This window comes from Streptomyces sp. NPDC051183 (assembly GCF_040682455.1).
Lineage (GTDB): Bacteria > Actinomycetota > Actinomycetes > Streptomycetales > Streptomycetaceae > Streptomyces.
Genome location: NZ_JBFBBA010000041.1, coordinates 37,524 through 59,647 on the forward strand (window position 1 = coordinate 37,524; position 22,124 = coordinate 59,647).

The following is a 22,124-nucleotide window of genomic DNA, read 5'->3' on the forward strand; positions in this document are numbered from 1 at the left end:
CACAGACCATCCAACCAAGGAGACGGCCGCCATGACCGCCATCGTCGAAGAGATCACCACCGAAGCGACCACATCGGCCAACAATGCCGAGAACATGGCGCTCATCTGGCTCGACCCCCGCGCGATCCAGGCCGGGCGGAACATCCGGCCCGTCGATCTCGACCCCGCGTTCGTCGGCTCCATCCGGGAGCGCGGTGTCCTGGAGCCCGTCACCGTCGTAGCAGACGGTCTCGGAGGCTACTCCCTTGTCTTCGGGTTCCACCGGCACGCCGCCGCCGTCGAGGCCGGACTCGACCGCATGCCTGCGATCGTCCGCAGCGACATCAGCACCACCGCCGCGAAGATCATCGAGCAGCTCACCGAGAACCTGCACCGCTCGGACATGCGGCCCAGCGACATCGCCGCCGCCTACGACCAGCTCGCACTCGAAGGCCTCGACGTAGACGAGATCTCCCGCCAGGTCTCCCAGGACAAGACCAAGGTCGCCGCCTCCCTGCGTCTCCACAAGATGCCCCAGGCCGCGCGGGACGCTGCGGACGCCGGGCAGCTCGACCTCGAACAGTCGATGGGCCTGGCCGAGTTCGAGAGCGACACCAAGGTCTACGCCCGACTCATGAAGGCCGTCGCGAGCGGCGGCAACCTCAAGTACGCGCTGGAAACCGAGCGCCGCAGGAAGAAGAACCGGGAGTCGAAGGCCAAGGCGAAGGCGAAGCTCCTGCTCGCCGGGGTCACCATCATCCCGAAGCCGGGCTGGGAGGCGAAGGCGTTGCGGCTCCACAGCATCCGCAACGGCGAAGAGACCCACACGGAGGAGACGCACGCACAGTGCCTCGGCCACGCCGCCTACCTCAGCGAGGAGGGCTTCATCACCTACGTGTGCCGCGAGCCCAAGAAGTACGGGCACGAGGTCCTGGGCTACTACAAGCACCTGAGCGAGGAGGAGCAGGCCGCCCAGGACGCAGCCCAGCAGGCCCAGGCGGAGCGGAAGGAGGCCCGCAGCATCGCCGGGCAGGTGCGCCGGGACTACGTGGCCGAACTCGCCCGCGTGAACAAGGTGCCCAAGGGGCTCTACAAGGCGGTCGTCACCAACCTCTTCGCCTTCGGGATGACCGAGAACGTGGACCGGGCACGGCTTGGCGATGCGTTCCGCCTCCTCGGCGCCAACCCCGCCAAGGACGTACCGCTCGGGGAGTCCATGCGGCGCCGGGTGGACCGCACGCCCGAGCACAAGCTCCCGCTCGTCCTGTTTGCCCAGCTCGCCGTCCTCGCGGAGACGAACATGCAGCACAGCGAGTACCGCTACCGCTTCAACATCGACTTCGCCATCGCCTGGCTGGAACTGCTCAGCACGTACGGCTACACCCTCACCGAGCCGGAGGAGGAGATGCTCGCCGAACTGCTGGAACAGCGCGCGGAGCGCGACGCCCCCGACCCGCAGGATGAGGAGGAGGACGAGCAGGAGGAAGACGAAGAGGATGACGTTCAGCCGGACGACACGGCTCCGTCCGACGAGGTGATCGCGGCTGCGATCGCCCCCGATGGTGAACCGACCGAGGGCGACGCCACGGAGACGGAGGCCGCGCCGGACGACCGAGCCGATGAGGACGCAGACCTGGCCGAGGCGCCCGAGAGCGGCGACCACACCGCCGCTGAGACCGGTATGTCACTGGCCGCCTGACCCGCCACGGCCACCGGGGCCGGGGGTGCCCGCGAGGTACACCCCGGCCCCGGGCCGCCCGACGATCAACACCAACAACCGCCGTTCCGAGGAGGGCAAACCCCGGACGGCCACCACGACCCACCGAAGGAACCGACATGGCCCGCATCACCCCGTCCCACGCCGCCGGTCACCGCGCCAACTTCGCCGTCTACCTCGTCGGCCCGCACACCGCGCAGGCCGTACCGATGGCCCGCTCCCTGCTCATCACCCTCCCGACCGCCCGGATCCGCATCAAGCACCCCCAAGCCCTCTACGCCGCCCTCACCGGCTGGTGCGAGGCCGAGCGGCTGGCCAGGAAGACGTTCAGCCCCACTGTCGTCCCGCACAGCGCTCCCCCGCCCACCGATTCCGAGGCCGCCGCGCACATCGCGTTCAACGGCCCCGTCCCCGGCCCGCAGGTCGACACCCGCGCGGCCGCCGTCAGCCTCAGCGGAGCAGGCCAGGTCCGCGTCCAGGTCGGGCCCCTCAGTATCACCACCGGCGACCTCGCCGCCTTCCAGGACCAGTTCGACCTGTGGACCCGCGCCTACAAGCTCGGCGCCGACCTGTGGGCCGAACTGCCCTCCCTGGAACAGACCCGTGACGACATCGCGCGCGGCGACAAATGCGTCTCCTCCCTCACCGGACGCCTCGCCCTGGCCGCAGTCGCGTGAACCGTCCGCCGCAGCCCCTCCCCCGGGGCTGTGCACGGCACGGCATCGAGCCGCCCCATGCACATCGCGCCCGACCCGCTCGTCCGACCGGGCCGCCGGCGGGCGCACGCCGCGGGCCCTCCGGACACGGGGCTTCGCCCCGGGAATCCATCCCGTTTCCAACTCGCTGGCGGCATCCCGGCGAACAGGTAATGTACTCAACGTCGAAGCAGGGAGGGCAAACTCTGCGGCGCCACCACGACCCCCCTTTCAGGAGAGAGCTCTGTCACCCATGGACAACACCGTCCGCATCGTCGAAGGCCGTGTACTGCTGCCCGCCGGAACCTGGGGAGTACTCCCCGACGTGCACCGTGAACTCAGGGGACACGACTTCTACCCCCCGTTCCCCGAGCTGGCCGGCATACCGGCACCCGGCACCACCGCTGACGTCCCCGCTCCGGCCAGGACCATCCACATCCATTACGCCATCCCGGACGAGCACTACGACTGGTACGTCGCTGAACTCGACCCCACCACGGGCCGGGCCTTCGGCTGGCTCCGCGCGGGCGGCCCGTACGGCGAGTGGGGGGAGTTCGTCCTCGGCGAACTCGAGACGTTCATCCTCCCCGAGCGCGGCCGGGCACACCGCGGCCGCACCGCGCCCCAGCCCTCGCAGCTCATCCAGCGCGATACCGCCTTCCGCCCCGCACCGGCAGCACTCTGCCTGCCCGCACCCACGATCTAGACGCCAAAAACGTCCGTTTTAGCGCAAGAAATCAGCTTCCCTGACGCTTTGAACAGGAGAAACACACCCATGCCCCACTACCCACACTGCGTGGTCCCCGCATGACGCAGCACATCGTGCAGTACTCCGGCGGGATCGGCTCCTGGGCCGCGGCCATGAGGGTCGCCGAGCAGCACGGAGTCGAGAATCTGGTGCTCTTGGTCGCAGACTGCCGCGCTGAAGATCCAGACCTCTGGAGATACGTCGCGGAGACCTCCCGCTACTTCGGGATCGAACCGGTCGTCGTCGCCGACGGCCGCGATCCGTGGCAGGTGTTCCGCGACGTGAGGTTCCTTGGGAACTCCCGCCTCGCGCCCTGCTCGACCCATCTGAAGGTCAACCCGTGCCGGCGCTGGGTCGAGGCGAACGCCGACCCCGACGATGCGATCCTCTACGTCGGGTTCGACCACACCGAACAGCGTCGAATCCCCGGCACACGGAACGGCTGGGCGCCGTGGCGGGTCGAGTTCCCGATGTGCGACGAGCCGTTCCTTACCAAGGGCGAGATGCTCCAGTGGTCCAGGGACATCGGCATCGAACCGCCCCGCCTGTACGCCTGGGCCGAGCACAACAACTGCTCCGGCCTGTGCGTCCGCGCAGGGCATCGTCACTGGGCGAAAGTGCTACAAAATGCCCCTCTGCTCTACGCCGAGGCTGAGCGCAAGGAAGAGGAGATCCGGGCGGAGTTCGGCAAGGACGTGGCCATCCTGCGCGAGCGCCGCGCAGGAGCTTCCCGCCCGCTCACCCTGGCCGAACACCGGCGCCGCCTGCAACGCGACAGCGCTGCTTCCGCGCCGCCTCAGGCCCTCCGGGAGGCCGGGTGAACCAGCCTGAGCAACTGGAGCTGCTGGAGCCTGGCGCGGACCGCTGGTGCCAGCGCTGGGAGAACCGGATGCCGACCTGGAAGAGGACCCGGGACGGTGGATTCGACTCCGCCGTGCACCGGGTGATTCAGATCGCCGAGCCGGCCGCGAAGCGGTTTACGATCACTCATCATTACAGCGGGAGCTGGCCGGTTATCCGCTTTGCCTACGGCCTCCAGCGGATCGACCAGGCCCCGGGGCCCGGCGAACCAGACGGCGGTCGCCTCGTCGGGGTCCTCGCCCTCGGCGTGCCGATGAACACGGCCGTCCTGCGCAACGCCTTCCCGGATGTCGAACCGATCCGGCGCTCCCTCGAATTGTCCAGGATGGTGCTCCTGGACTCCGTGGAGTCCAACGGGGAGTCGTGGGCCTGCGCAAGGATGATGTCGCTCGCGGCGGCCCGCGGCATCCAGGGGATCATCGCGCACGCCGACCCGGTCCCCCGTCTGCGGCAGACCCCGGACGGCCCCGTCCAGGTATCGCCGGGCCACATCGGCCACGTGTACGGGGCCGGCCAGGGCTTCGCCTACCTGGGCCGCACCCGCGCACGCCGTCAGCTGGTCCTGCCCGACGCAACGGTACTGACCGACCGCGCGGCCGGAAAGATCCACCGGGACGAGGCGGGACACGCCGCGGTTGAGCGGCGTATCGCCGCCTTCGGCGCCCCTGCACGGAAGCCTGGCGAGGACGGCGCCCGCTGGCTCGCGGCCGCGCTAGAGCAGATCGGGGCGACCGCGGTGGCCCACGGAGGCTGTCACCGCTACGCACGCACCATCGGCCGGTCCCGGACCCGCATCGGCGGCACAGCCCACCCGGCCCCGAGGCGATCGGCCTCCTGAACACCATGACGAGGAAAGGTTTCTGCGCATGAGTCACGGACTGAGCCCTTCGGGCATCAGGATCCTCATGAACCATGACGACGGGGTGGTCGAGGGTCACGGCGCCGCCATCGACAGGCTCGTCGCCTCCAAGCTCGTCCAGCGGGACCCCGGCGGCGTCAAGACGCTCACCGCGGACGGATGGGCCCTCTACGCGGAGCTGACGCGCGAAGGACCCGACTAGCGACGTTCTGAGGGGCGGTGCGGGGCGCACCCTCGAGCCGCCTCCTCGGGGCAGGCCGTGCGGGTGGTCGGCCGAGTTGACACCACCCCGCCGAATGGGCAAGGGGCACGCCTACCGCAGTGTCCAGCCGCTGGACACCGGCTCCCGCACCTCGATGACCGCTCTCCTGGAGGGCCTGGCCGCCGAGCACGACAGCACCGTCGTAGTCGACGAGCACGGCATCGCCCGAGCGGGGCTACGTACGGCCGGAGACACCTACCCGACCGCCGAGCACTTCCTTGCCGTCGGACCGTCCTTGAGCCCAGCCAAGGCCCGCGACTGTTTCGACACGGTCTTCGCCGAGGTCACCCACGGCGCCACCTCCATAGCCGCCCGCCGTCCACAGCTGCTCGCAACCGCCGCATGAACCCGCGGGGCGGCCCCCGCCGCCCCGACGTACCCCATACGGAAGGAACTCCGCCTGATGGCCCGCCACACCGCACCTCTGCGCGCGCACCACGCCGACCCGCAGAACACCGTCTGCCCGCCCGATCACCGCTACACCACCAGCGGCAAGCCCCTCACTCCGGGCTGCCCCGGCCGGGCCTACCACGAGGCCACGTGCAGCTGTGGCGCCTTCACCTGTCGGGCCGGCGCGAAGACGTATGTCGATGAACAGCGCAAGCGTCACCTCCTCGCCCACGGGCAGCCTGCCGTTCCGGCCGCGGGAGGACCGCGATGACCGTCTCTCCGTTCGGGCGCGGTGCCGACAACGCCCTCCCCCAGGAAGGGACCCCCGCCTACTGGCGGCTCGTGACGCGCGCCGGCGTAGCCTTCGTCGACGCCGCGCGATCCGGTCTGGTCAGCAGGGAGGCCATCGCGACCATTTCCGCCCTCCAGGGCCGGTATCCGCGCGGGACCCTGGACCTGACCACCACCGTCCTCGCTGATGTGCTGGTCCGCTGCCCGGCGCAGCAGCGGACCGAGGAGGGGCTGCCGGATCTGGACCGTCTCGTGCCGGCCAGGTCCGATGCCGTCACCGTGCTGGAGGCGACGTCGAAGTCGAACGCCTTCTTCGGCCGCGGCCTCGCGACGGCGGCCGACATCGAGGGCGTCGAGGAGCAGGTGCGGGTCAACGACCGGACCCGTGATCTTGTGACGGCCGCGTGGAGGGCGGCCGCCGCGGCAGCTGATCTGGAATCGGCGAGCTCAGCGATCCGGTCCTCACTCGCCCCCTTGGCTACCGACGCCCGGGCCGTCGCTGCCGCTCTCACTCTCGCCACCACCGCGGCCGTTCACCTCGACTGACGGGTATACGGCAGCAGCACTTACGGACCGGCGAGAGCCTTTCACCAGCGAAAACGCTCCCGAAGCGGACGGGGAGGGCTTGACCAAGCCCTCCCCGACGGGTAGACTGGTCAATGTCGAGAAAGGGAGGGCAAACCCTGGACCGGCCGCCACAGAACCACTTCGACAAGGACTCCACGTGACCGTACGGACCGTGGCCGCCCCCGGCATGCAGCCGGGGCCCGCCCCCACTCCCCAGCGTCGGGGATCGGCTCCATGAGCGACCCCCGGCAGGCCATCGCCACCGACCAGGGCCGCTACTACGAGGACCCGCAAGGCGGCCCCGATCTCATCTCCGTGACGAACGTCTTGGACCACTCCGTCGCCAAACCCATCCTCGTCCCCTGGGCTTCCAAGATCGTCGCGAACTACGTGATGGGCAACCTGCCGCGCGTCGTCGCCCAGGCCCGCACCGACCCCGACGCCATCCTCAAGGAGCTCAAGAAGCAGCCCGCCCTCGTACGCGACACCGCCGCCGACCGGGGCTCGCGTGTCCACCAGCGGGCCGAGGCGCACCTCCTGCGCGCACCCGTCTCCGACGCCGCGGAGCCCGACGTCGCCCCGTACTTCAACCAATTCCTCAGGTTCCTCGACGTATGGGGAGTCGACCCCGAGCGCGACCTCGAAGCGGCTGAGGCCACGGTCGCACACCGGCGTCTCGGATACGCGGGCACCATGGACATGCTGCTCCACCTGCCCACCGGTCCGACACTTAGACGCCGCCGCCAGCTCTGGCTTATCGACATCAAGACCTCCGAGACGCAGGCGTCCACGAACGTGTGGCCCGAGTACGACATGCAGCTCGCGGCCTACCGGTACGCCCCCGTCATCTGGGCCCCCGACGGCACGGACATCCCCATGCCCAAGGTCGCCGGGGCCGCGATCCTCAACCTGCGTCGCCGCCGCGTCAACCTCGTGCCGATGAACGCGAACCGGGCCTCCTTCGCCAGCTTCCGCTCCGCCCTCACCGTCGCCAAGCACCTCCAGCTCACCGCGAAGACGAAGTTCCGCCCGCTCACCCCGCCCGCCGACCCTGACCCCACACCCCTGAGGAGCGCTGCCTGATGGCCGGACGAATCCTGAACCTCCAACGGCAGGCCGCCGAACTCGGACGTCTGCGCACCGGATGGAGCGTGCCCACCGACAAGGGCCGAAACCGGCCCGTGAAATCCCAGACCTGGATCGTCTCCAGCCACGACCGCACCCGGGTACAGGCCGCCGCCGACCTGTGGGGCGGCACCGTCGAACGCTGGTCACCACAAGGCAACCACCCCGACCAGTGGAGGGTGATCACCGAAGCCCAGAGCATCGAAGCGCTCTTCCCTCCCGGAGACCCCCTCCAGCAGTACAACGAGAAATGGGGCGGCGGCGGCTGCGAACGCCGCTGCGACGGCATCACCGAGAAGCTGTCCAAGAAGCCGTGCATCTGCCTCGACCGGCACGGAGAGAACTGGTACCTCCTCGGCCCCACGCAGGTGTGCCGGGCTACCAGCCGCATCAAGGTCATCCTCCCCGACCTTCCCGGCATCGGGGTGTGGCGGGCCGATACGCACAGCTTCTACGCCGCGAACGAGTGGAGCGGAACGGTCGACATGGTCGTGTCCGGCACCGGCGGCCGAGGAGTCATCCCCATCAGCATGCGCATCGAGCAGCGGCAGCGCCTCGCCGAGGGCAAGACCAAGAAGTTCCCCGTCGTGGTCGTCGACGTCAGGGGCACCGTGCGCCAGGCCCTCACCGGAACGATCCCCGGCTCCGAGCTGAGCCCGCTGCCGCCCGCGCACCTGGCGATCGAGCCGACCGGCCGGGACTACGCCGCCGAGGCACGCAAGGCCCCCACAGCCGATGCCGCTGTCGCCGTCTACCGCGAAGCGGAGGCCGCCGGAGACATGACCGACACCCTGAAGGCCGAGCTCATCGCCATCGGGAAGGAGAAGCGCGCCGCCGAGAAGGCCAAGGCCACCGTACGGAAGACATCCGATGCGAAGCCCGAGAACGCGGCGAACGCCGCCGACGAGGAACCCATCGACGCCGAGATCGTGGACGACAACGACCCCGAGGCCATCTGGTTCGAGATCGTCACCGAAGCCGGGGAGCGCGGCTGGAACTCCGAACACCTCGCCGGGCAGTTCGCCGCCCGCCACGGAGGCCTCTCCCCCGACTCCGCCGACGCACCGCGACTGCGCGCCTTCCTGTCCGAGCTCCGCGAGACCGCAGCGTGAACACCGCCTTGCGCCACCGGTCCGGCCGTCAAACCCCGTAGCCGCCGCCCTGGCGCTGTACCGCTGGAAGCCGTACACGGAGTTCCTGGGCAGCGACAACCCGTGGTGGCAAGAGTGTGAGCTGTGCGGCTGGCAGGAGTTCGGGGCGCCCGCCGGTTGCGTCGGCGAGGCGAAGGTTCGCGAGCTGATCGCCGCCTACCGGCAGTAGCCACCTCCGAAGGAAGCCGGGCCCGGACGAGCGCCGGGCCCGGCGCAGGGTCTCGAACTCGGACTATGCCGCAGGCGAAGGCGGTCTACGGAGCTGGATCAGTACTCGCCCGGAACCCGAAGGGTCACCAGCCAGCGGCCCGGAGCCGTTTCCTCGGTCGCCGTCGCTGACGCGCCGCGCAGATCGTCGTCGTAGTCGTTGTCGATGTACGCGAGCAGCCGCAACTCGGCCTGCTCGGCGGAGCCGGCGAGGAGGGTGAAGTCGGCGACCGCGACCGGCCGGCCCTCGATGCCCTCGGCAGGCCGCTCGATCCCCCGGTCGCCGAGCTTCTCGGCATCCCACCGGTTCTGGGGGACGGGAGGCAGGCTGGTCGGATAGGTGGTCGCCATGGTGCTCCTCGATATCGTGGTGGTTCGGGCCGGAAGGCGCCAGGAGGCGGGGCAGGTTCTGCGCCTCATACCCTCGGCGGCGACCACAGCGCGCACCGCGAATGCCCGCCGTACGCCCGCTTCCCGCCCTAGGGTGGATTCATGATTCCTGGTTTTGTATCAGATCTACGGAAACGGGTCGGCCCTGATCACCTGTTGTGGCTCCCGGGAGTCGTCGCGGCTGTCATCGACGAGGACCAGCGGGTGCTCTTGCAGCGACGGTCGGCTGCGGACCAGCGGTGGACGCTGTTGAGCGGGATCCTTGAGCCCGGCGAAGATCCGGCCCCGGCGGCTGTGCGGGAGGTCGCGGAGGAATCCGGGGTGCGGGTGGTGGTGGAGCGGCTGGTGGCGGTGACGAATTCCCCGCCAGTTCGGCACGGCAACGGGGACAGGGCGCAGTACTTCGAGGTCTTGTTCGCCTGCCGCCCGACAGAGGCGGGGCAGGCGCCGCAGGTCTGTGATGACGAGTCCTACGAGGTCGGCTGGTTCCCGCTGGACGCCCTGCCGCCGATGACCGAGCGGATGCGGGAACTGATCGCGCTCGTGGAGAAGGGCGAGACCCAGGCCTGGTTCGTGCCGGCGCCGTGATAGCCGTAGTGGCCCCGCCTTCCCCGACGGGGGGAAGGCGGGGGCTTCGTGTCCCATGGCTTGCATCGGCTGGTGAGGGCCGTTGCCGGGGTTCAGGCCAGGGCTTGGCCAAGGAGGTCTTGGGGGCGGCCGGCGAGCGTGCGGTGGAGGGTGGTGGCTCTGGTGCGGATGAGTCCCTCGCGGTAGGGGATGGGGAGCTCGCCGAAGACTCTGGCCGCCATCTCGGCCGCAGCACCAGGCTCTCCGTCAGCGCGCAGGCAGGCGGCGGTGTCCATGGCCAGTAGCGCGCGGGTCATCACCGAGGGCGAGGCGGTCAGTGCGAGGGCCTGGTCCTGCGCCTGATAGGCGGCCGTGGTGTTGCCGAGCAGGGTGTAGGCCTGGGACAGGTGAACGAGGTGCTTCTGCTCGGGATAGCCGAACCAGGTGTCCGAGGTCGCGTCGCCATCGAGGCGTTCGGCCAGGGCGCGGACGTTCTCCAGCGCGGCGGTGGCTCCGTGCTTGTCGCCGAGGGCCGCCAGGGAGCGGGCAGTGACGGCGGCGGCGAGCGCGCCGGCGGCAGTGGGGGCGCGTCCGGCTTCCCGGCGGGCCTGGGCGGCGATCTTGGCGGCGGCCGCGGGGGCACCGTAGTTGAGGGGGACCATGGCCTGGCGGGCGAGGACCCAGGCAGTCATTCGGCGGTCGCCGGATTCGCGGGCAGCTCTGGCGGCCGTACTGAACCAGCCATGTGCGTCGGGCTGGTCACCGCGGTCGTGCTGGACGATGGCCACCAGTCCGGCGATGCCCGCGGCGGTCCGGGCAAGGTCGGTGCGCTCGCGTACGGGGTGGGGGCGGGCGAGAGCTTGGCCAAGGAGGTCCAGGTCCTGGCGCATCTCGGCGAGGACGGCGTCGGGTGACCGTCCGTGGTACCCGCTGCGGTGCCGCTCGAATGCGGCCTCCAGGTATTCGAGCTCCCCTTGGGCGGAGCCGGCCAGGGCACCGTCGATGCCCTGGCGGGCTTGCGCGATGCCAGGCAGCACGCTGGCCCCGGCGGCCACGACCGCCAGGCCGAAATTGCGTCGCTTCACGTCGTTCTCCTTGTCGCTCTGGGCCTTTCGGTATCGCTGCGACGTGGCGATGGCCGCGCGCACTTGCTCGACGGTGATCCCGTAGACGGTGGCGATGGTGGAGTGCCAGTGCGGGACGGGAAGACGCCGCTCCGTCTCCCACCGCTTCAAGTTCGCTTCATCGAACTGTCGCCCGTGCACCCGCTCGATCAGACCCCCCTGCTGTTCCCGGGTCCGGTCGGCGTCCTCCCGGATTGTCCGGAGTAAGACGCCGATCCCGCCTGGAGCCACCATGGCATGTCCCCTCAGCCTGCTGCCGGTGTGAGAGCCCATCCTGGCCCCCCAACCTGGTACCCCGCCCCGGAAATGCACCCCTTGCTGGCACCCCCCTTGAGGTGTGCCCGCGCTGCACCATGAGCGAACTCCGCCCCCTGACTGTGCCGGGCTTCCTGCACCAGATCGTCGGGCGGCCTTTCCCTTCCCCTTCGCGGAGGCACCCTTGAACCTCCTGATCACCGGCGGTGCCGGCTTCATCGGCTCGGCCCTCACCCAGGCCCTGGCCGCGGCCGGGCACACGGTCACCCCGCTGGACAACCTCTCGGTCGCCTCCCGGCGCCCGCGCCCGAAGGAGCTGATGGTCCGTGACGTCCGGACGCTGACCGCCCAGGACCTGAACGGTGTCGACACCGTCGTGCACCTGGCCGCGCTCAAGTCCGTCCCCGCCAGCTTCGAGATCGGCGGGTTCGAGCACAACGTCGCCGTCGACCGCCACATCCTGCACACCTTCGCCGGCTCGACCGCGCGGCGCCTGCTGCTCGCCTCCTCGTGCGAGGTCTACGGCCAGCAGTCAGGCCCGCTCGCCGAGAGCGCGCCGTACTTGCCCCGCTCCCCGTACGCGGCGGGCAAGGTCGCCACCGAGCAGCTCGTCGGCATCTACCGGTCCCTCCTGGGCGACGACCGCCAGATCGGCGTCGTCAGGTTCTTCAACACCTTCGGGGCCTACGAGGACCCCGACGCCGTCGTCCCCGCCTTCCTCGACGCCGTCTCCGAGGGCAAGCCGCTGATGATCGACGGCGACGGCACTCAGGCCCGCGACATGACGTACATCGACGACTCCGTCACCATGCTCACCCGCATCCTGGACGCCCCCGAGCTGCTGCCCGTCGTCAACTGCGGCTCCGGCACGGCGGTCCCCGTCCTCGACCTGGCCCGCGCCGTCATCCGTGCCGCCGGTACCGGCACCATCACCCACACCGAACCGCGCGTCAACGAGATCGATTCGTTCACCGCCGACCTGACCCTGTTCACGAGCACGTACGGGGCCGTCGACCGGATGCCTCTGGACGAGGCCCTGGCCGTGAGCCTCCAGAACGGCGCGCGCACCCTGACCCCGGCCTGACTCGCCACGAACCCGTCCCCGTGCTGCTCCCGGTCCCGCGCCTCTTGGGCGGGGCCGGGAGCAGCACCCCGTCACGCCTCACACCACCGGGGAAGGTACCCGTGAACGCTCGGACACTGCCGTCGCCCCTCACCGACACCCGAACCATCCGCGTCACCGGCGGCCACCGCCTGGAGGGCACCGTCGCGGTACAGGGCAGCAAGAACGTGGCCTTGCACCTGTACGCCACCGCCGTGCTCGCCGACGGGCCGCTGACCCTGACCGGGGTCCCGCACATCCTGGACACCCAGGTCTGCGCGGAGATCCTCACCAGCACGGGCACCACGGCCACGATCAGCGGCGACCGATGCGAGGTCACGCCGGCCGCCGCCTGGGACCCTGTCATCCCGGACGAGTTGGGCAGGCGCATCCGCACGACCGCCGTCATGGCCGCCGGACTCCTCGCCCGCGCGGGGCGGGCCCGGTTCCCCCTGCCGGGCGGCGACGCCTTCTGCCACCGCCGGATTGACCGTCACCTGGCGGCGATGGAGAACGCCGGCGCCATCGTGGACGTCACCGACACCCACGTTGACGCCCGCTTCACCGGCGGGGGCCCGGCGCCGTTCACCACCGACGTGATGACCGAGGCGTGGGGCCCGAGCCTGGGAGCCACGGTCACCGCGATGCTGCTGGCCGCCCGCGCCCCCGGCACCTCCACCATCCTCAACCCGAACTCCGAGCCCGAAGTCCGGGCGACCGCTGCCCTGCTCGAAGCGGGCGGGGTCGGCATCGCTTGGGAGGGCACCACCGCGCTCCATGTCTCCGGCACCGACCGGATTGCCGGCGGGACTTTCCAGGTCCCGCCGGACCGGCTGGAGGCCGCGACGCTTGCCCTGGCCGCCGCGATCACCGGCGGGACGGTCCTCCTCGCCGACGTGCCCGTCGCCACGTTTCCCGCCGCCCTGGTGACGATGCTCGCCGACGCCGGAGTCGAGCTGGTCCCGGTGGACGGCGGCACGCTGGCCCGCTGCCCTGCGGGCCCCCGGGCCGTGCAGATGGCCACCACTTCCGCAACGTGCACGGACGTTCAGCCCCAGCTGACCGCCCTGCTCACCCAGGCGCCGGGCGCCTCCCGCATCGAGGAGCGGATCTACACGGCCAGGGCCACCCACGTCGAGCCGCTGCGCAGCTTCGGCGCCGCGGTCACCGCCGACGGCCCGGCCATCACCGTGCACGGCCCGTCCCGCCTTACCGCGGCCTCCGTCGCCGGTGACGACATCCGGGCCGTCGCCGCGCTGGTGATCGCGGCGCTCGCGGCGGAAGGGACCTCGACGATCCACGGGATCTACCACCTGGAACGGGGGTACGGCGGTCTGCTGCCGAAGTTCGTGGAGCTCGGCGCGGAGGCGGAGGTCGTACAGGGGTAGCAGCGAGCTACGCGCCGACCTGGACAACCCGATTCAAAACGACACGAGATGTCGTTTTCCACCCGCTACTGTGGACTGCAGAACGGTCCGAACGCATCCCCCCGCGTCCGGACCGTTCTCTGCTGTCCATCCGCTACCTGCACCCTCCGAGAAGTGGAAACGGCCTCTTGAGAGTGCGGCAAAAACGGACGTTTTTGCGCAGCGCCCGATAGGCTGGGCAGTGTCTCATCAGTGCCTCGGTGAAGGGGAATTGGCCATGGCAGCAGGCGACTTCGAGGGCTCACCCGACACTGCAGTCCGGTTGCGAGCGATCACTTCAGAACTGTCTGCACGGTTCTACGAGCGGGACGACGTCGTGCGGACCCTGATCGTCGCGATGCTCGCCGGCCAGCACTCGCTACTCCTCGGCCCGCCCGGGACAGCGAAGTCCGAGCTCGCCCGGGAGCTAACGACCCGCGTCGAGGGTGCCAGCCTTTGGGAGATCCTGCTCAGCAAGTTCACCAGCCCCACCCGGATGTTCGGCCCGATCGACGTCGCGGCGCTCAGCCGGGGCGAGTACCGGCAGGTGTTCGACGGCCGGGCCACGACCGCGCACGTCGCCTTCATCGACGAGATCTTCAAGTGCAGCACCGCTGCGTTGAACGAGACGCTCGGGTTCCTCAACGAGAGGCTCTACCACCCCGAGAGCGGCGGCGCACCGATCCACTGCCCGCTGATCACCGCGATCACCGCGTCCAACGAGCTGCCCTCCGGTGAGGAGAGCGCGGCGATCTACGACCGGCTCCTGGTCCGCCTGGAGGTCGACTACCTGAGCGACCCCTCGAACTTCGCCGCGCTCATCCGCTCCGCAGTGACACTGCCCGTCCCCGCCGTCCGTACGACGATCACCTTGGCCGACCTTCGGCACGCCGTTGCCACCGCGGTGCCGGAGGTAGAAGTCCCCGACGTGATCGTGGACGCGATGTGCACCCTGCGTGCTGCTCTGCGCCGGCGGGAACTGATCTGCTCCGACCGTCGGTGGCGGGTGTCGGTGCGGCTGCTCCAGGCTTCCGCGTTCCTCGACGGCCGAGACGAGGTGGCGGAGAACGATCTGTCCGTGCTGATGCACGTGCTGTGGGACTCCCCCGCGCAGCGGCCGGTCGTCGAGCGGGAGGTCCTCCAGATGATCAACCCCGACGCGAGGGAGGCTCTCGATCTCGCGGACGCGATCGAGGAGCTGGCGGCCGAGCTCGACGCGAAGGCCGGCCAGTCCCGTGACGCCCTCTCGGAGTGGGCGATCAAGGAGGCCAACACGAAGCTGGCCCGGGCCGGGAAGAAGCTCGGCAAGCTCCGCAAGGACACGGTGGAGGCGGGGCGTTCCGCGATCTCGATCGACCGGGTCATCGCCCGGCAGAAGGCCGTACACGCCCGGGTCCTGACGGAGGCTCTCGGTGTCGACGCCTCCCTGGTCCACGTCCAGTCCTGACGGGGGGATACATGACCATGGGGAAGGGACTGAGGAGGCTCAAGGACCTGGCCGGGCGGGCGGGCCGTTGGCTGGGGCTGACGGGCAGGCCGGTGGAGGCGAAGGCCACGGTGGCCGTGGCCGCGGACCGGTTTGACGTCATGACCTGGCAGGAGACCTTCGACCAGGCCACCGCTCTGCAGGACCTCGCCGAGGAGCTGAACGAGCGCTTCGATCACACCGAGGACTTGCTGCGTGATGTGTTCCTGGCCGCGTTCAAGGCCAGCCCGCAGCTGCGCGGCCGGCAGGAGATGGACGTCTCGCGGCTGGTCAACCACCAGGTGGTGGCCGCGATGCTGGACAGTGCGGAGTACGAGGAGCTGCACCGTGCGACGGCCGGTGATCCGTACGCCGCGGCGATGGCCGTCCTCGCCCAGGGCCAGGTGCTGCGTCGTCTCCTGGAGCAGACCCGGGATGCGGAGGAGAAGGGCCGGCAGGCTCGCGAAGCCCAGGACGAGGTGGCCGAAGCTGCGCGCGAGGTCGCCGAGGCCTTGGCCGCCGCTGCCCGGGAGGAGGCCGGGGACGGGACCGTGCCCGAGGAGGCAGCGGACGCCGTGGAACGGGCCCTCGCCCGAGCGGAAGCCGCGGAGGAAGCAGCCCAGGAGGCCTCCCTCGCGGCCGCGCAGGCTCTCGCCGCGGTGACACCGGCCATCCGTACGGGGGTGCGGCGCGCGATGGCGCAGGCGGCGGAGGCCGCCCAGGAGGAAGAGGGCCTGATGCGGGCCTGGGGCCTGGATAGGGGCCAGCTCGAGCGGATGCCGTTCGCGGAGCGCGCCCGGCTCGCCGAGCGGCTGCGTACGGGCCGGCTCGGCGCGTACGCCGACCTCATCGGCCGGTTTCGGATGATGGCCTTCGGCGAGCGGGCGCGGCGAGTGGAGAACGCCCCCGGCGAACTCGTCGGGATCACCCTGGGCGACGATCTTGCCCGTGTGGTGCCCTCCGAGCTGGCGAACCTGGGTGTCCCGGTGATGCGCGCCGTGTTCGCGGCGAAGTACGCCGAGGCCGGGCTCATGGTCTATGACAGCCAGGGCGAGCAGTCCACCGGGCAGGGGGCGATCATCGCCTGCGTCGACACCTCGGCCTCCATGGCCTTCCACCACGGAAACCCCGACGCCATCACGGCGGAGGCGTGGGCCAAAGGGTGCGCGCTGGCGCTCCTGGACCAGGCCCGGCAGGCCAAGCGCGACTTCGTCGGGATCCTCTTCAGTTCGCCGGACGAGATCAGTGTCCACCGCTTCCCCGCCACCTCCCCCGCCGTCATCGCCGACGTCATCGGCTTCGCCGAGATGTTCTACGGCGGCGGCACCGACTTCGAGAGCCCCCTCGGCGCGGCGGTGGAGGTGCTGGAGGCCGAGTTCAACGCCGCCGGCCGGCCCCGGGGCGACATCGTGCTGATCACCGACGGAGTGTGCGGGGTGAGCGAGGAATGGGTGCACGGCTGGAACGAGGCCAAGCGCGAGCTGGGCTTTCGCCTCTTCGGTATCGCCATCGGCGGGGGTGCGGCGGCTGGGCCCGGGTCGGTGCTGGACGCGCTGTGCGACAACCTGCGGGCGCTGGAGGACCTCACCGACCCGCGGGCCGTGTCGGACCTGTTCCGCCTGATCTGACCCTGCGGGCACCCCGCTGCCCGTCCCTGTCCTTCGACCACCCGATTTCGCTGTGGAGCCGACGACCATGACCACACCCCCGCCCCAAACCGGGCAGCCGGACCTGAAGACCGGCGACGCGGCCTTCGACGCCTACGCCGAGGCCATGCAGGGCGAGGGCACGCCGCTCCTGGGCCACCTGGTGCTCTACTCGATCTTCGACGGTAGGGTGACCCGCGACGACCTCGCCGGCTGGTTCGCCGAACTGGACCTGGACGAGGACCTTCTGCCCCCACCTGTGCGGTACGTGGATGCCTTCGAACGCGTCACCGGACCCGACGGCGTCCGCGTGACCTACCCCCTGGACGATCCGACCGCGACCGGTCCCGCCAGCCGGCACGGCCGGCGCCGCAGCCGAACCGAGCTCGTGCGGACCGCCACGCTGATGGTGCGGCCCGTACGGCGCGACGGCGGACAGATCGTGCGGCACGTCGTACGGGAGGTCCGCGACGAGGCGCGCACCAGCCTCAAGTACGACGTGCGGCTGGCGACCTGCGTCTTCGACCGGGACAACTCCCTGAACAGCCCCGAAGGGGCCGGCACCCTCACCATCGAGGAGAACACCGCAGCCATCGCCAAGCTCCCCGAGGCTGAGCAGAGCACGGTACGGCAGATGCTCACCGACATCGACAACGCCTTCCGCCTGCGGTGCACCTACCTGACCAGCGACAAGCTGCGGTCGGTCATCCGCCGCTACGTCGAATACCTCAGCGCGATCAGGGTCCGGCCTACCGGCGGCGTCTACTTCGTGCACCGCCAGTACGCTCAGGTCCTCGGCTCTTTGCGCGAGCTCGTGGGCCGGTTCGGCCAGGGCAGTCACCTGGTGAGGGTTCCGCTGCCGGACCAGGAGGAGATGCGCGAGATGATCATCGCCGCGTTCACGACCAAGACCAAGGACGAACTGGACGCCCTCGGCAAGGACATCGCCGCGGCCCAGCGCGGCGGGAAAGCCGAGGAGGCCCGGCGGCTCTACGAGCGGTTCACCGCGCTCCAGGAGGCCACCAACGAGCACTCCGAGTTGCTCTCCACCTCCCTCGACGACACCCGGGCGTCCCTCCAGCTCGTCAAGATTCAGCTCGGCGGGCTCCTCGCCACCGCGACCGAGGAGACCTAGCCGTACGGCAGGGCTTGCTCAGACGGCGCTGGGGGGGGCAGGGCCGTCGGGCGATGGCCAGCCCGCTGACGGCCGTGACGGCCAGCACTACCACGGCAAGGGCCAGTGTCGGGACGCCCGGCGCGGCGGAGGTGTCGAGGACGGCCCAGGCGAAGGCCGACGGCAGGAAGAGCAGGGGGAGGCTGAACAGGGCGGGCGACAGCACCGCGCCGCCCTCCCGCCCGGTGAAGGTCGGAGTGTCCTGGCTGTCGGCCACCCGGCGGTAAGTGCTTCGTACGAGCAGTATCACGAGCAGCGCGATCACCGCCGCATACCACCAGCCGGTGGCCATGAAGGCGGTCAGGGATTCCAGGGTCATGTGCTCATCCTCGCCGGTGTGACTGACAACGGTGTACTCGGCGATGAAGTGCCCTGCCCGGCGGTGACGAACCGGCCGGGTAGGCCCCCCACCGTCACGGCCGGTGCCCTGCTGGTCCACGTGACCGGATCGGCTACCCGGCCCGGCGCGGCGCAGAACGCACGCCGGGGCGCGACCTCTACGCTCAGCCGCATGGAAGACACGTTCGACCACACCCCGAAGGTCTGGACGGCGGTCCAGCTGCGCTCCGCCCTGGCCGCCCTGCCCGACGACACCCCGATCCACATCGGTGTGGCGGACGCACCTGGAGATTTCGATGGCTTCGGGGAGTTCGTGCTCGTCGACGCCTCGCCTGTGGAGATGGACCTCGACGGCAACGCCGGTACGGAGTCCGTCCAGTTCACACTTTTTGGTGATGCCAAAGCTGGCGTCTACTTCCTCGACGTGGACTAGCTCATCCTCGCTGCTTTGCCCACGCGGTCGTGACCTCGCTGCTGGCGCGTAGGTGACAATGGGCGAGCCCGGCGGCGTGCCAACGTCCGGCCGATGCTGCCGCCGCCGGGCACCACCTCGTTCCAGACCTCCCTCGGCGGCTGGCGGGGCCCGCTCCTCACAGGGGTGAGCTCTCCCCCTTCTCCCCCGCGGGCAGCGGAACCGGCGGTACCGTGATGTCCATGGACGAAGCGCTCCTCGACATGAGCGGCCACCCGGCCGGGCTGAGCCCGGAGGAGTCCCGCCTCGCCGGCGACTATGTGCACGTTCTCGACCTCGTCTCCCGCGCCGCGCAGGCTTTGGAGGCTGGCTCGTTCACCCATCTCTCCGAGAAGGCCCAGGACCTGTCCGGGGCCGCGCAGGCCCTCGCCGTGTCCGCGGCCCAGGCTGTGCAAGCCGAGCCGTCGGTACGGACTTCGTCGGTCATCGCAGCCGTCACCGCCCGCGGCTGGCGCCTGCCCGCCGTCCAGGCCCTCCACCCCGGCCCGTACGGGACCGCCCGGCCCTTGGAGAGCGACGCGTGAGCGTCTCCCGCACTCAAATCGCCGTCCACTAACTGAACATGGAGCTTGGACGGCTGCCGGAGGCGATCTGTGCTTTCACCGGCGAGAGGGCCCCCACCGATCCGCTCCCCCGCCAGCTGGTCACCCAGGCTTTCGTGGTCCTCGATGCCGTCCCGCCGAGGACCGTCGCGATCGACGACCTCGCCAGGACCGCCGACGACTGGCCCGCCCTGCCCACGACGCTTCCCCCGACGCCGTGGCAGGCCGCCACCCTCGTCGACGCCCTCGCCGGGCTCCTGCGCCCGCTGGACCGCGCCGAACTGCACACCGCCGCGGCCGGGTTCGCCCTGTCCCGCGCCGACCTCCACCTGGCCTTCCTCGCCGAGGACACCTGCCAGGCCCGTACGGTGGCCGGTGGCGGGCCGTTCGCCGTCCTCTCGGCCGGCGACCCCTTCCTGGGCCCGTCACCGGAAGAGGACGAAGCACTCCTGGGAAGACTGGTGTCCACGAACCCCGAACAATGGACACCTCTGCAGACCGCCGCCGTCCGCAAGGGACTCCTCGCACACCTGGCCCGCCTCGGCGACGGCCTGCTGCGGAGCACCGAGTTCCCCCGGCCCCACTGCACTGGATCCCGCACGGCGAGCAGCACACCGCCACCGCGCCGGTTCCCGGCTCCTCCACCCGGCTGGAGGCCCGGCTGCGCCCCGAGCCGCTCCCGGAGCAGGAACTACCCGGTTTCGACGCACCGCTGTGGCCCGGCCCGCCGGCCGTCCCGCGGGCGCCGTGGCATTGGGAGATCGGCTGGAGCCTGCCCGACGGCGAGTTCATCACCGAGGCCAGCGCCGCCAAGAGGACGTTGGCCGCCGCAGTGTTCGCCGCCGAGCAGACCATCGTCGAGTACCAGGCTGCCGCACCGGCCGTGCGCCAGCGGTGGACCGGCCGTCTACTTGTCCCCCGCTCCCCCGGCTTGCTGTCCGCCGCCGACCCGGCACTGATGGTCGTCACCCTGCTCGATGTCCTGTGGGCGGTCCTGCGGGAGGACTTCGGCAACAAAGCCTCCACCCGCGGCTTGCTGGCCTCCCTCTACGCGGCCCTGAGGGTTCCCGTCCCGCAGGCTGGGGAGCCTGGCGCCGGTGGCCGGATCGGCGAGAGCGCCTTCGACAGCTTCCTGGCCGTCCACGCAGTCGTCCTCACCCCGCCAGCCCGCGCCTACCTGGACGGCGTCGTCGCGGCGGCCCTGGAGGGCGGTCGCGTGCGCGAGCACCACGCCGCCGGCCTGCGCGCCGCGCTCAGCGGCACATCCGACGAACACGCCCAGCGCCTGGTCGCCGAGCTGGGCCCGCTTCCTTCCGGTCAGGCATGGATCGACCTCTACGACGACGAGGGTCTGGAGCGCTTCCTCGATCACGATCACGGGGCGACGTAGAGCGGCCGGCAGGGCCGGTTCCGCGGCTGTCGGTGCCGTCGGAGAGGATGGACAGGCCGTCGCCAACTTGGGGAGAACCGCATGTCAGCCGTCTGGGTAAAGGGCACCACGTTGCACGAGGACCATTTTGGGCAGCTGGTCCGCGCCGACCTCATCGGCCACCTGCTCGGCTCCACGGAAGAGGTGGCCGCCGCACAGATCGGCTCCGAGACCACGGTGATGCTGGCCCACAAGGCGAGCATCGGCCTGGGGGCGACCCCACCGGACCTGCCCGAGAACTTCCACCTCGCCCTGCTGGCCAAGATCGCAGAGGCCCGCAAGGAGGCTCTCGAAAGCCCGGAGGACCTCATCATCCTGGCCGACCTCGACGACAACAACGAGTGGGACTGGTCGATCTTCCCCACCTCTGCCATCCTCATCCCCTGATCCGGCCCGGCGCCGCCTGGCCGGAGCGCTGCCCCAGCTACCCTGCGCCGCCGCTGGGCGGGCCACGACGATGCTTCGCAGCTCCGCTCCGCAACCGAGAGGAAAGGGCATGAACATGCCGGTCGTCGTCTTCGGCACCCCCGTGATGGCCTTGATCGCCGTCTGGGTCTTCGTCGGCCTCATGCGCATGCAGGCAGGCCGGGCCCGGAACCTCGTCGAGGGACTGACTCCCCAGTGGCTGGTCAACCGCAAGCTCGTCCAGGACATCCGGGCACGCGCGCTGACCAGGGGAAACTCCTAGACTGCAGGGTTTACCCGCCCCTCCTGGATGCCGTACGGCGATGTGCCCGGGTCAGGCCTCCGGGGGAACGATCTGGTGCACGATGACCGTGGTCACCGTCATCAGGGCGCTCACGGTCGACTCGCTGACGCCGAGCCCGGCCAGCGCTTGGCGTGCGGCCTGGTCCCCGCCACCGCTGGAGTGGAAGCTTCCAAGATGATCTGCGCGCAGTCCGCGGCAGCCGGGAGCGAGCCCTCGGTCCAGCGGCCCTCCATCACCCTCTCCACATCGACGATGCCGCGCGCATCGCGGCCCCCGGTCGCGATGCCGTCGGCAATATAGGCGAGGACCTGGTAGGCGAGTTCGATGACACCTTGCGCCCCGTACGCGATGCGGACGGCATGGACGTGCGGCCCGCCGGCTTCCATGTCCGCGCCAGGCTGGCCGAGGGCCAACATGAAGCGTGCTGCTCGGTCTGCGAGCAGTTCCTCGTATGGGGTCGGAGCGATCGTCATGCCTTCCACCGTAGAGACAACGACCAGGCCCTGTCTGTGGTTTAGGCCTGAGCCACAGAAAGCCAGCCACGACGAGACCCGCAGGCGGTTCCAGCAACCCCCACCGGCCGCAATGTGGGCACCAGCCACCCCTGGTATCAGCCACGCCATTGCCTTGTTCGCGATCCCGAGCCCCCACG

At 70.4% G+C, this 22,124-nt stretch carries 26 protein-coding genes; 22 read left to right on the forward strand and 4 right to left on the reverse strand.

Features of this window, described 5'->3' with window-relative positions; genetic code table 11:
- Window positions 1-31 precede the first annotated feature (31 nt).
- From AB0M99_RS29810 to AB0M99_RS29860, 11 genes are all read left to right on the forward strand, one after another.
- Window positions 32-1,678 (forward strand): ParB/RepB/Spo0J family partition protein, encoded by a 1,647-nt coding sequence (locus AB0M99_RS29810; protein WP_365925847.1) that lies wholly within the window; start codon window positions 32-34, stop codon window positions 1,676-1,678.
- A 137-nt stretch (window positions 1,679-1,815) separates the two neighbouring features.
- On the forward strand, window positions 1,816-2,373 hold the full coding sequence (locus AB0M99_RS29815) for a hypothetical protein (RefSeq protein WP_365925849.1): 558 nt from the start codon (window positions 1,816-1,818) through the stop codon (window positions 2,371-2,373).
- 271 nt (window positions 2,374-2,644) lie between these two features.
- Complete coding sequence (locus tag AB0M99_RS29820; RefSeq protein WP_365925851.1) at window positions 2,645-3,097, forward strand: hypothetical protein; 453 nt, start codon at window positions 2,645-2,647, stop codon at window positions 3,095-3,097.
- Window positions 3,098-3,198: 101 nt separating this feature from the next.
- Window positions 3,199-3,960: a hypothetical protein gene (locus AB0M99_RS29825; protein WP_365925853.1), complete on the forward strand. Its 762-nt coding sequence runs from the start codon at window positions 3,199-3,201 to the stop codon at window positions 3,958-3,960.
- Window positions 3,957-4,838 carry a hypothetical protein gene (locus tag AB0M99_RS29830; RefSeq protein WP_365925855.1) on the forward strand — a complete coding sequence of 294 codons (882 nt, stop codon included), beginning with the start codon at window positions 3,957-3,959 and terminating at the stop codon, window positions 4,836-4,838. The genes AB0M99_RS29825 and AB0M99_RS29830 overlap by 4 nt, the downstream gene beginning before the upstream one ends.
- Before the next feature lie 28 nt (window positions 4,839-4,866).
- On the forward strand, window positions 4,867-5,061 hold the full coding sequence (locus AB0M99_RS29835; RefSeq protein ID WP_365925857.1) for a hypothetical protein: 195 nt from the start codon (window positions 4,867-4,869) through the stop codon (window positions 5,059-5,061).
- Window positions 5,062-5,155: 94 nt separating this feature from the next.
- Window positions 5,156-5,467 carry a hypothetical protein gene (locus AB0M99_RS29840; RefSeq protein ID WP_365925859.1) on the forward strand — a complete coding sequence of 104 codons (312 nt, stop codon included), beginning with the start codon at window positions 5,156-5,158 and terminating at the stop codon, window positions 5,465-5,467.
- Window positions 5,468-5,524: 57 nt separating this feature from the next.
- On the forward strand, window positions 5,525-5,782 hold the full coding sequence (locus tag AB0M99_RS29845; RefSeq protein ID WP_365925861.1) for a hypothetical protein: 258 nt from the start codon (window positions 5,525-5,527) through the stop codon (window positions 5,780-5,782).
- Window positions 5,779-6,348 (forward strand): hypothetical protein, encoded by a 570-nt coding sequence (locus AB0M99_RS29850; RefSeq protein WP_365925863.1) that lies wholly within the window; start codon window positions 5,779-5,781, stop codon window positions 6,346-6,348. Before AB0M99_RS29845 ends, AB0M99_RS29850 begins: the two co-directional genes overlap by 4 nt.
- A gap of 255 nt (window positions 6,349-6,603) precedes the next feature.
- The gene (locus AB0M99_RS29855; protein ID WP_365925865.1) at window positions 6,604-7,452 is read left to right on the forward strand and encodes a hypothetical protein; all 849 of its coding nucleotides are present in this window, start codon (window positions 6,604-6,606) and stop codon (window positions 7,450-7,452) included.
- Window positions 7,452-8,606, forward strand: coding sequence for a hypothetical protein (locus AB0M99_RS29860; RefSeq protein WP_365925867.1), 1,155 nt, complete (start codon window positions 7,452-7,454; stop codon window positions 8,604-8,606). The genes AB0M99_RS29855 and AB0M99_RS29860 overlap by 1 nt, the downstream gene beginning before the upstream one ends.
- A gap of 306 nt (window positions 8,607-8,912) precedes the next feature.
- On the opposite strand, the gene AB0M99_RS29865 is transcribed toward AB0M99_RS29860, so the two are convergent.
- On the reverse strand, window positions 8,913-9,203 hold the full coding sequence (locus tag AB0M99_RS29865) for a hypothetical protein (protein WP_365925869.1): 291 nt from the start codon (window positions 9,201-9,203) through the stop codon (window positions 8,913-8,915).
- A gap of 141 nt (window positions 9,204-9,344) precedes the next feature.
- On the opposite strand from AB0M99_RS29865, the gene AB0M99_RS29870 reads away from it, so the two are divergent.
- The gene (locus AB0M99_RS29870; RefSeq protein ID WP_365925871.1) at window positions 9,345-9,830 is read left to right on the forward strand and encodes an NUDIX domain-containing protein; all 486 of its coding nucleotides are present in this window, start codon (window positions 9,345-9,347) and stop codon (window positions 9,828-9,830) included.
- Between the two features lie 92 nt (window positions 9,831-9,922).
- On the opposite strand, the gene AB0M99_RS29875 is transcribed toward AB0M99_RS29870, so the two are convergent.
- Window positions 9,923-11,044, reverse strand: a complete 1,122-nt coding sequence (locus AB0M99_RS29875) for a transcriptional regulator (protein WP_365925873.1) — start codon at window positions 11,042-11,044, stop codon at window positions 9,923-9,925.
- A gap of 328 nt (window positions 11,045-11,372) precedes the next feature.
- Between AB0M99_RS29875 and AB0M99_RS29880 the strand changes: the two genes are divergently transcribed.
- The 5 genes from AB0M99_RS29880 (at window position 11,373) to AB0M99_RS29900 (ending at window position 17,942) form a co-directional block, all read left to right on the forward strand.
- The gene (locus tag AB0M99_RS29880; protein ID WP_365925875.1) at window positions 11,373-12,272 is read left to right on the forward strand and encodes an NAD-dependent epimerase/dehydratase family protein; all 900 of its coding nucleotides are present in this window, start codon (window positions 11,373-11,375) and stop codon (window positions 12,270-12,272) included.
- Between the two features lie 101 nt (window positions 12,273-12,373).
- Window positions 12,374-13,678, forward strand: coding sequence for a UDP-N-acetylglucosamine 1-carboxyvinyltransferase (locus AB0M99_RS29885; protein ID WP_365925877.1), 1,305 nt, complete (start codon window positions 12,374-12,376; stop codon window positions 13,676-13,678).
- Between the two features lie 256 nt (window positions 13,679-13,934).
- Complete coding sequence (locus AB0M99_RS29890) at window positions 13,935-15,143, forward strand: AAA family ATPase (protein ID WP_365925879.1); 1,209 nt, start codon at window positions 13,935-13,937, stop codon at window positions 15,141-15,143.
- Between the two features lie 17 nt (window positions 15,144-15,160).
- Window positions 15,161-16,789, forward strand: a complete 1,629-nt coding sequence (locus tag AB0M99_RS29895) for a VWA domain-containing protein (RefSeq protein WP_365925881.1) — start codon at window positions 15,161-15,163, stop codon at window positions 16,787-16,789.
- 67 nt (window positions 16,790-16,856) lie between these two features.
- Window positions 16,857-17,942, forward strand: coding sequence for a DUF6744 family protein (locus tag AB0M99_RS29900; RefSeq protein ID WP_365925882.1), 1,086 nt, complete (start codon window positions 16,857-16,859; stop codon window positions 17,940-17,942).
- On the opposite strand, the gene AB0M99_RS29905 is transcribed toward AB0M99_RS29900, so the two are convergent.
- Window positions 17,893-18,300, reverse strand: coding sequence for a hypothetical protein (locus AB0M99_RS29905; RefSeq protein WP_365925884.1), 408 nt, complete (start codon window positions 18,298-18,300; stop codon window positions 17,893-17,895). The genes AB0M99_RS29900 and AB0M99_RS29905 overlap by 50 nt on opposite strands.
- Before the next feature lie 192 nt (window positions 18,301-18,492).
- On the opposite strand from AB0M99_RS29905, the gene AB0M99_RS29910 reads away from it, so the two are divergent.
- The 5 genes from AB0M99_RS29910 to AB0M99_RS29930 all read left to right on the forward strand — a co-directional run bounded on the left by AB0M99_RS29910 (window position 18,493) and on the right by AB0M99_RS29930 (window position 21,451).
- Window positions 18,493-18,753, forward strand: a complete 261-nt coding sequence (locus tag AB0M99_RS29910; protein ID WP_365925886.1) for a DUF6225 family protein — start codon at window positions 18,493-18,495, stop codon at window positions 18,751-18,753.
- A 221-nt stretch (window positions 18,754-18,974) separates the two neighbouring features.
- Window positions 18,975-19,316 (forward strand): hypothetical protein, encoded by a 342-nt coding sequence (locus AB0M99_RS29915; protein WP_365925888.1) that lies wholly within the window; start codon window positions 18,975-18,977, stop codon window positions 19,314-19,316.
- A gap of 499 nt (window positions 19,317-19,815) precedes the next feature.
- Window positions 19,816-20,724 carry a hypothetical protein gene (locus AB0M99_RS29920; RefSeq protein WP_365925890.1) on the forward strand — a complete coding sequence of 303 codons (909 nt, stop codon included), beginning with the start codon at window positions 19,816-19,818 and terminating at the stop codon, window positions 20,722-20,724.
- 81 nt (window positions 20,725-20,805) lie between these two features.
- The gene (locus AB0M99_RS29925; protein ID WP_365925892.1) at window positions 20,806-21,150 is read left to right on the forward strand and encodes a hypothetical protein; all 345 of its coding nucleotides are present in this window, start codon (window positions 20,806-20,808) and stop codon (window positions 21,148-21,150) included.
- A 109-nt stretch (window positions 21,151-21,259) separates the two neighbouring features.
- The gene (locus AB0M99_RS29930) at window positions 21,260-21,451 is read left to right on the forward strand and encodes a hypothetical protein (protein WP_365925894.1); all 192 of its coding nucleotides are present in this window, start codon (window positions 21,260-21,262) and stop codon (window positions 21,449-21,451) included.
- Window positions 21,452-21,561: 110 nt separating this feature from the next.
- On the opposite strand, the gene AB0M99_RS29935 is transcribed toward AB0M99_RS29930, so the two are convergent.
- Entirely contained in the window at window positions 21,562-21,945 is a 384-nt protein-coding gene (locus tag AB0M99_RS29935) for a hypothetical protein (protein WP_365925896.1), read from the reverse strand.
- Window positions 21,946-22,124: the final 179 nt, after the last annotated feature.

Excerpts from the sequence above, each read along its gene's own strand:
- AB0M99_RS29810 (WP_365925847.1), top strand. The coding sequence starts at position 32 with ATGACCGCCATCGTCGAAGAGATCACCACCGAAGCGACCACATCGGCC.
- AB0M99_RS29815 (WP_365925849.1), top strand. The coding sequence starts at position 1,816 with ATGGCCCGCATCACCCCGTCCCACGCCGCCGGTCACCGCGCCAACTTC.
- AB0M99_RS29820 (WP_365925851.1), top strand. The coding sequence starts at position 2,645 with ATGGACAACACCGTCCGCATCGTCGAAGGCCGTGTACTGCTGCCCGCC.
- AB0M99_RS29825 (WP_365925853.1), top strand. The coding sequence starts at position 3,199 with ATGACGCAGCACATCGTGCAGTACTCCGGCGGGATCGGCTCCTGGGCC.
- AB0M99_RS29835 (WP_365925857.1), top strand. The coding sequence starts at position 4,867 with ATGAGTCACGGACTGAGCCCTTCGGGCATCAGGATCCTCATGAACCAT.
- AB0M99_RS29840 (WP_365925859.1), top strand. The coding sequence starts at position 5,156 with ATGGGCAAGGGGCACGCCTACCGCAGTGTCCAGCCGCTGGACACCGGC.
- AB0M99_RS29845 (WP_365925861.1), top strand. The coding sequence starts at position 5,525 with ATGGCCCGCCACACCGCACCTCTGCGCGCGCACCACGCCGACCCGCAG.
- AB0M99_RS29850 (WP_365925863.1), top strand. The coding sequence starts at position 5,779 with ATGACCGTCTCTCCGTTCGGGCGCGGTGCCGACAACGCCCTCCCCCAG.
- AB0M99_RS29855 (WP_365925865.1), top strand. The coding sequence starts at position 6,604 with ATGAGCGACCCCCGGCAGGCCATCGCCACCGACCAGGGCCGCTACTAC.
- AB0M99_RS29860 (WP_365925867.1), top strand. The coding sequence starts at position 7,452 with ATGGCCGGACGAATCCTGAACCTCCAACGGCAGGCCGCCGAACTCGGA.
- AB0M99_RS29865 (WP_365925869.1), bottom strand. The coding sequence starts at position 9,203 with ATGGCGACCACCTATCCGACCAGCCTGCCTCCCGTCCCCCAGAACCGG.
- AB0M99_RS29870 (WP_365925871.1), top strand. The coding sequence starts at position 9,345 with ATGATTCCTGGTTTTGTATCAGATCTACGGAAACGGGTCGGCCCTGAT.
- AB0M99_RS29890 (WP_365925879.1), top strand. The coding sequence starts at position 13,935 with ATGGCAGCAGGCGACTTCGAGGGCTCACCCGACACTGCAGTCCGGTTG.
- AB0M99_RS29895 (WP_365925881.1), top strand. The coding sequence starts at position 15,161 with ATGGGGAAGGGACTGAGGAGGCTCAAGGACCTGGCCGGGCGGGCGGGC.
- AB0M99_RS29900 (WP_365925882.1), top strand. The coding sequence starts at position 16,857 with ATGACCACACCCCCGCCCCAAACCGGGCAGCCGGACCTGAAGACCGGC.
- AB0M99_RS29905 (WP_365925884.1), bottom strand. The coding sequence starts at position 18,300 with ATGACCCTGGAATCCCTGACCGCCTTCATGGCCACCGGCTGGTGGTAT.
- AB0M99_RS29910 (WP_365925886.1), top strand. The coding sequence starts at position 18,493 with ATGGAAGACACGTTCGACCACACCCCGAAGGTCTGGACGGCGGTCCAG.
- AB0M99_RS29915 (WP_365925888.1), top strand. The coding sequence starts at position 18,975 with ATGGACGAAGCGCTCCTCGACATGAGCGGCCACCCGGCCGGGCTGAGC.
- AB0M99_RS29920 (WP_365925890.1), top strand. The coding sequence starts at position 19,816 with ATGGACACCTCTGCAGACCGCCGCCGTCCGCAAGGGACTCCTCGCACA.
- AB0M99_RS29925 (WP_365925892.1), top strand. The coding sequence starts at position 20,806 with ATGTCAGCCGTCTGGGTAAAGGGCACCACGTTGCACGAGGACCATTTT.
- AB0M99_RS29930 (WP_365925894.1), top strand. The coding sequence starts at position 21,260 with ATGAACATGCCGGTCGTCGTCTTCGGCACCCCCGTGATGGCCTTGATC.
- AB0M99_RS29935 (WP_365925896.1), bottom strand. The coding sequence starts at position 21,945 with ATGACGATCGCTCCGACCCCATACGAGGAACTGCTCGCAGACCGAGCA.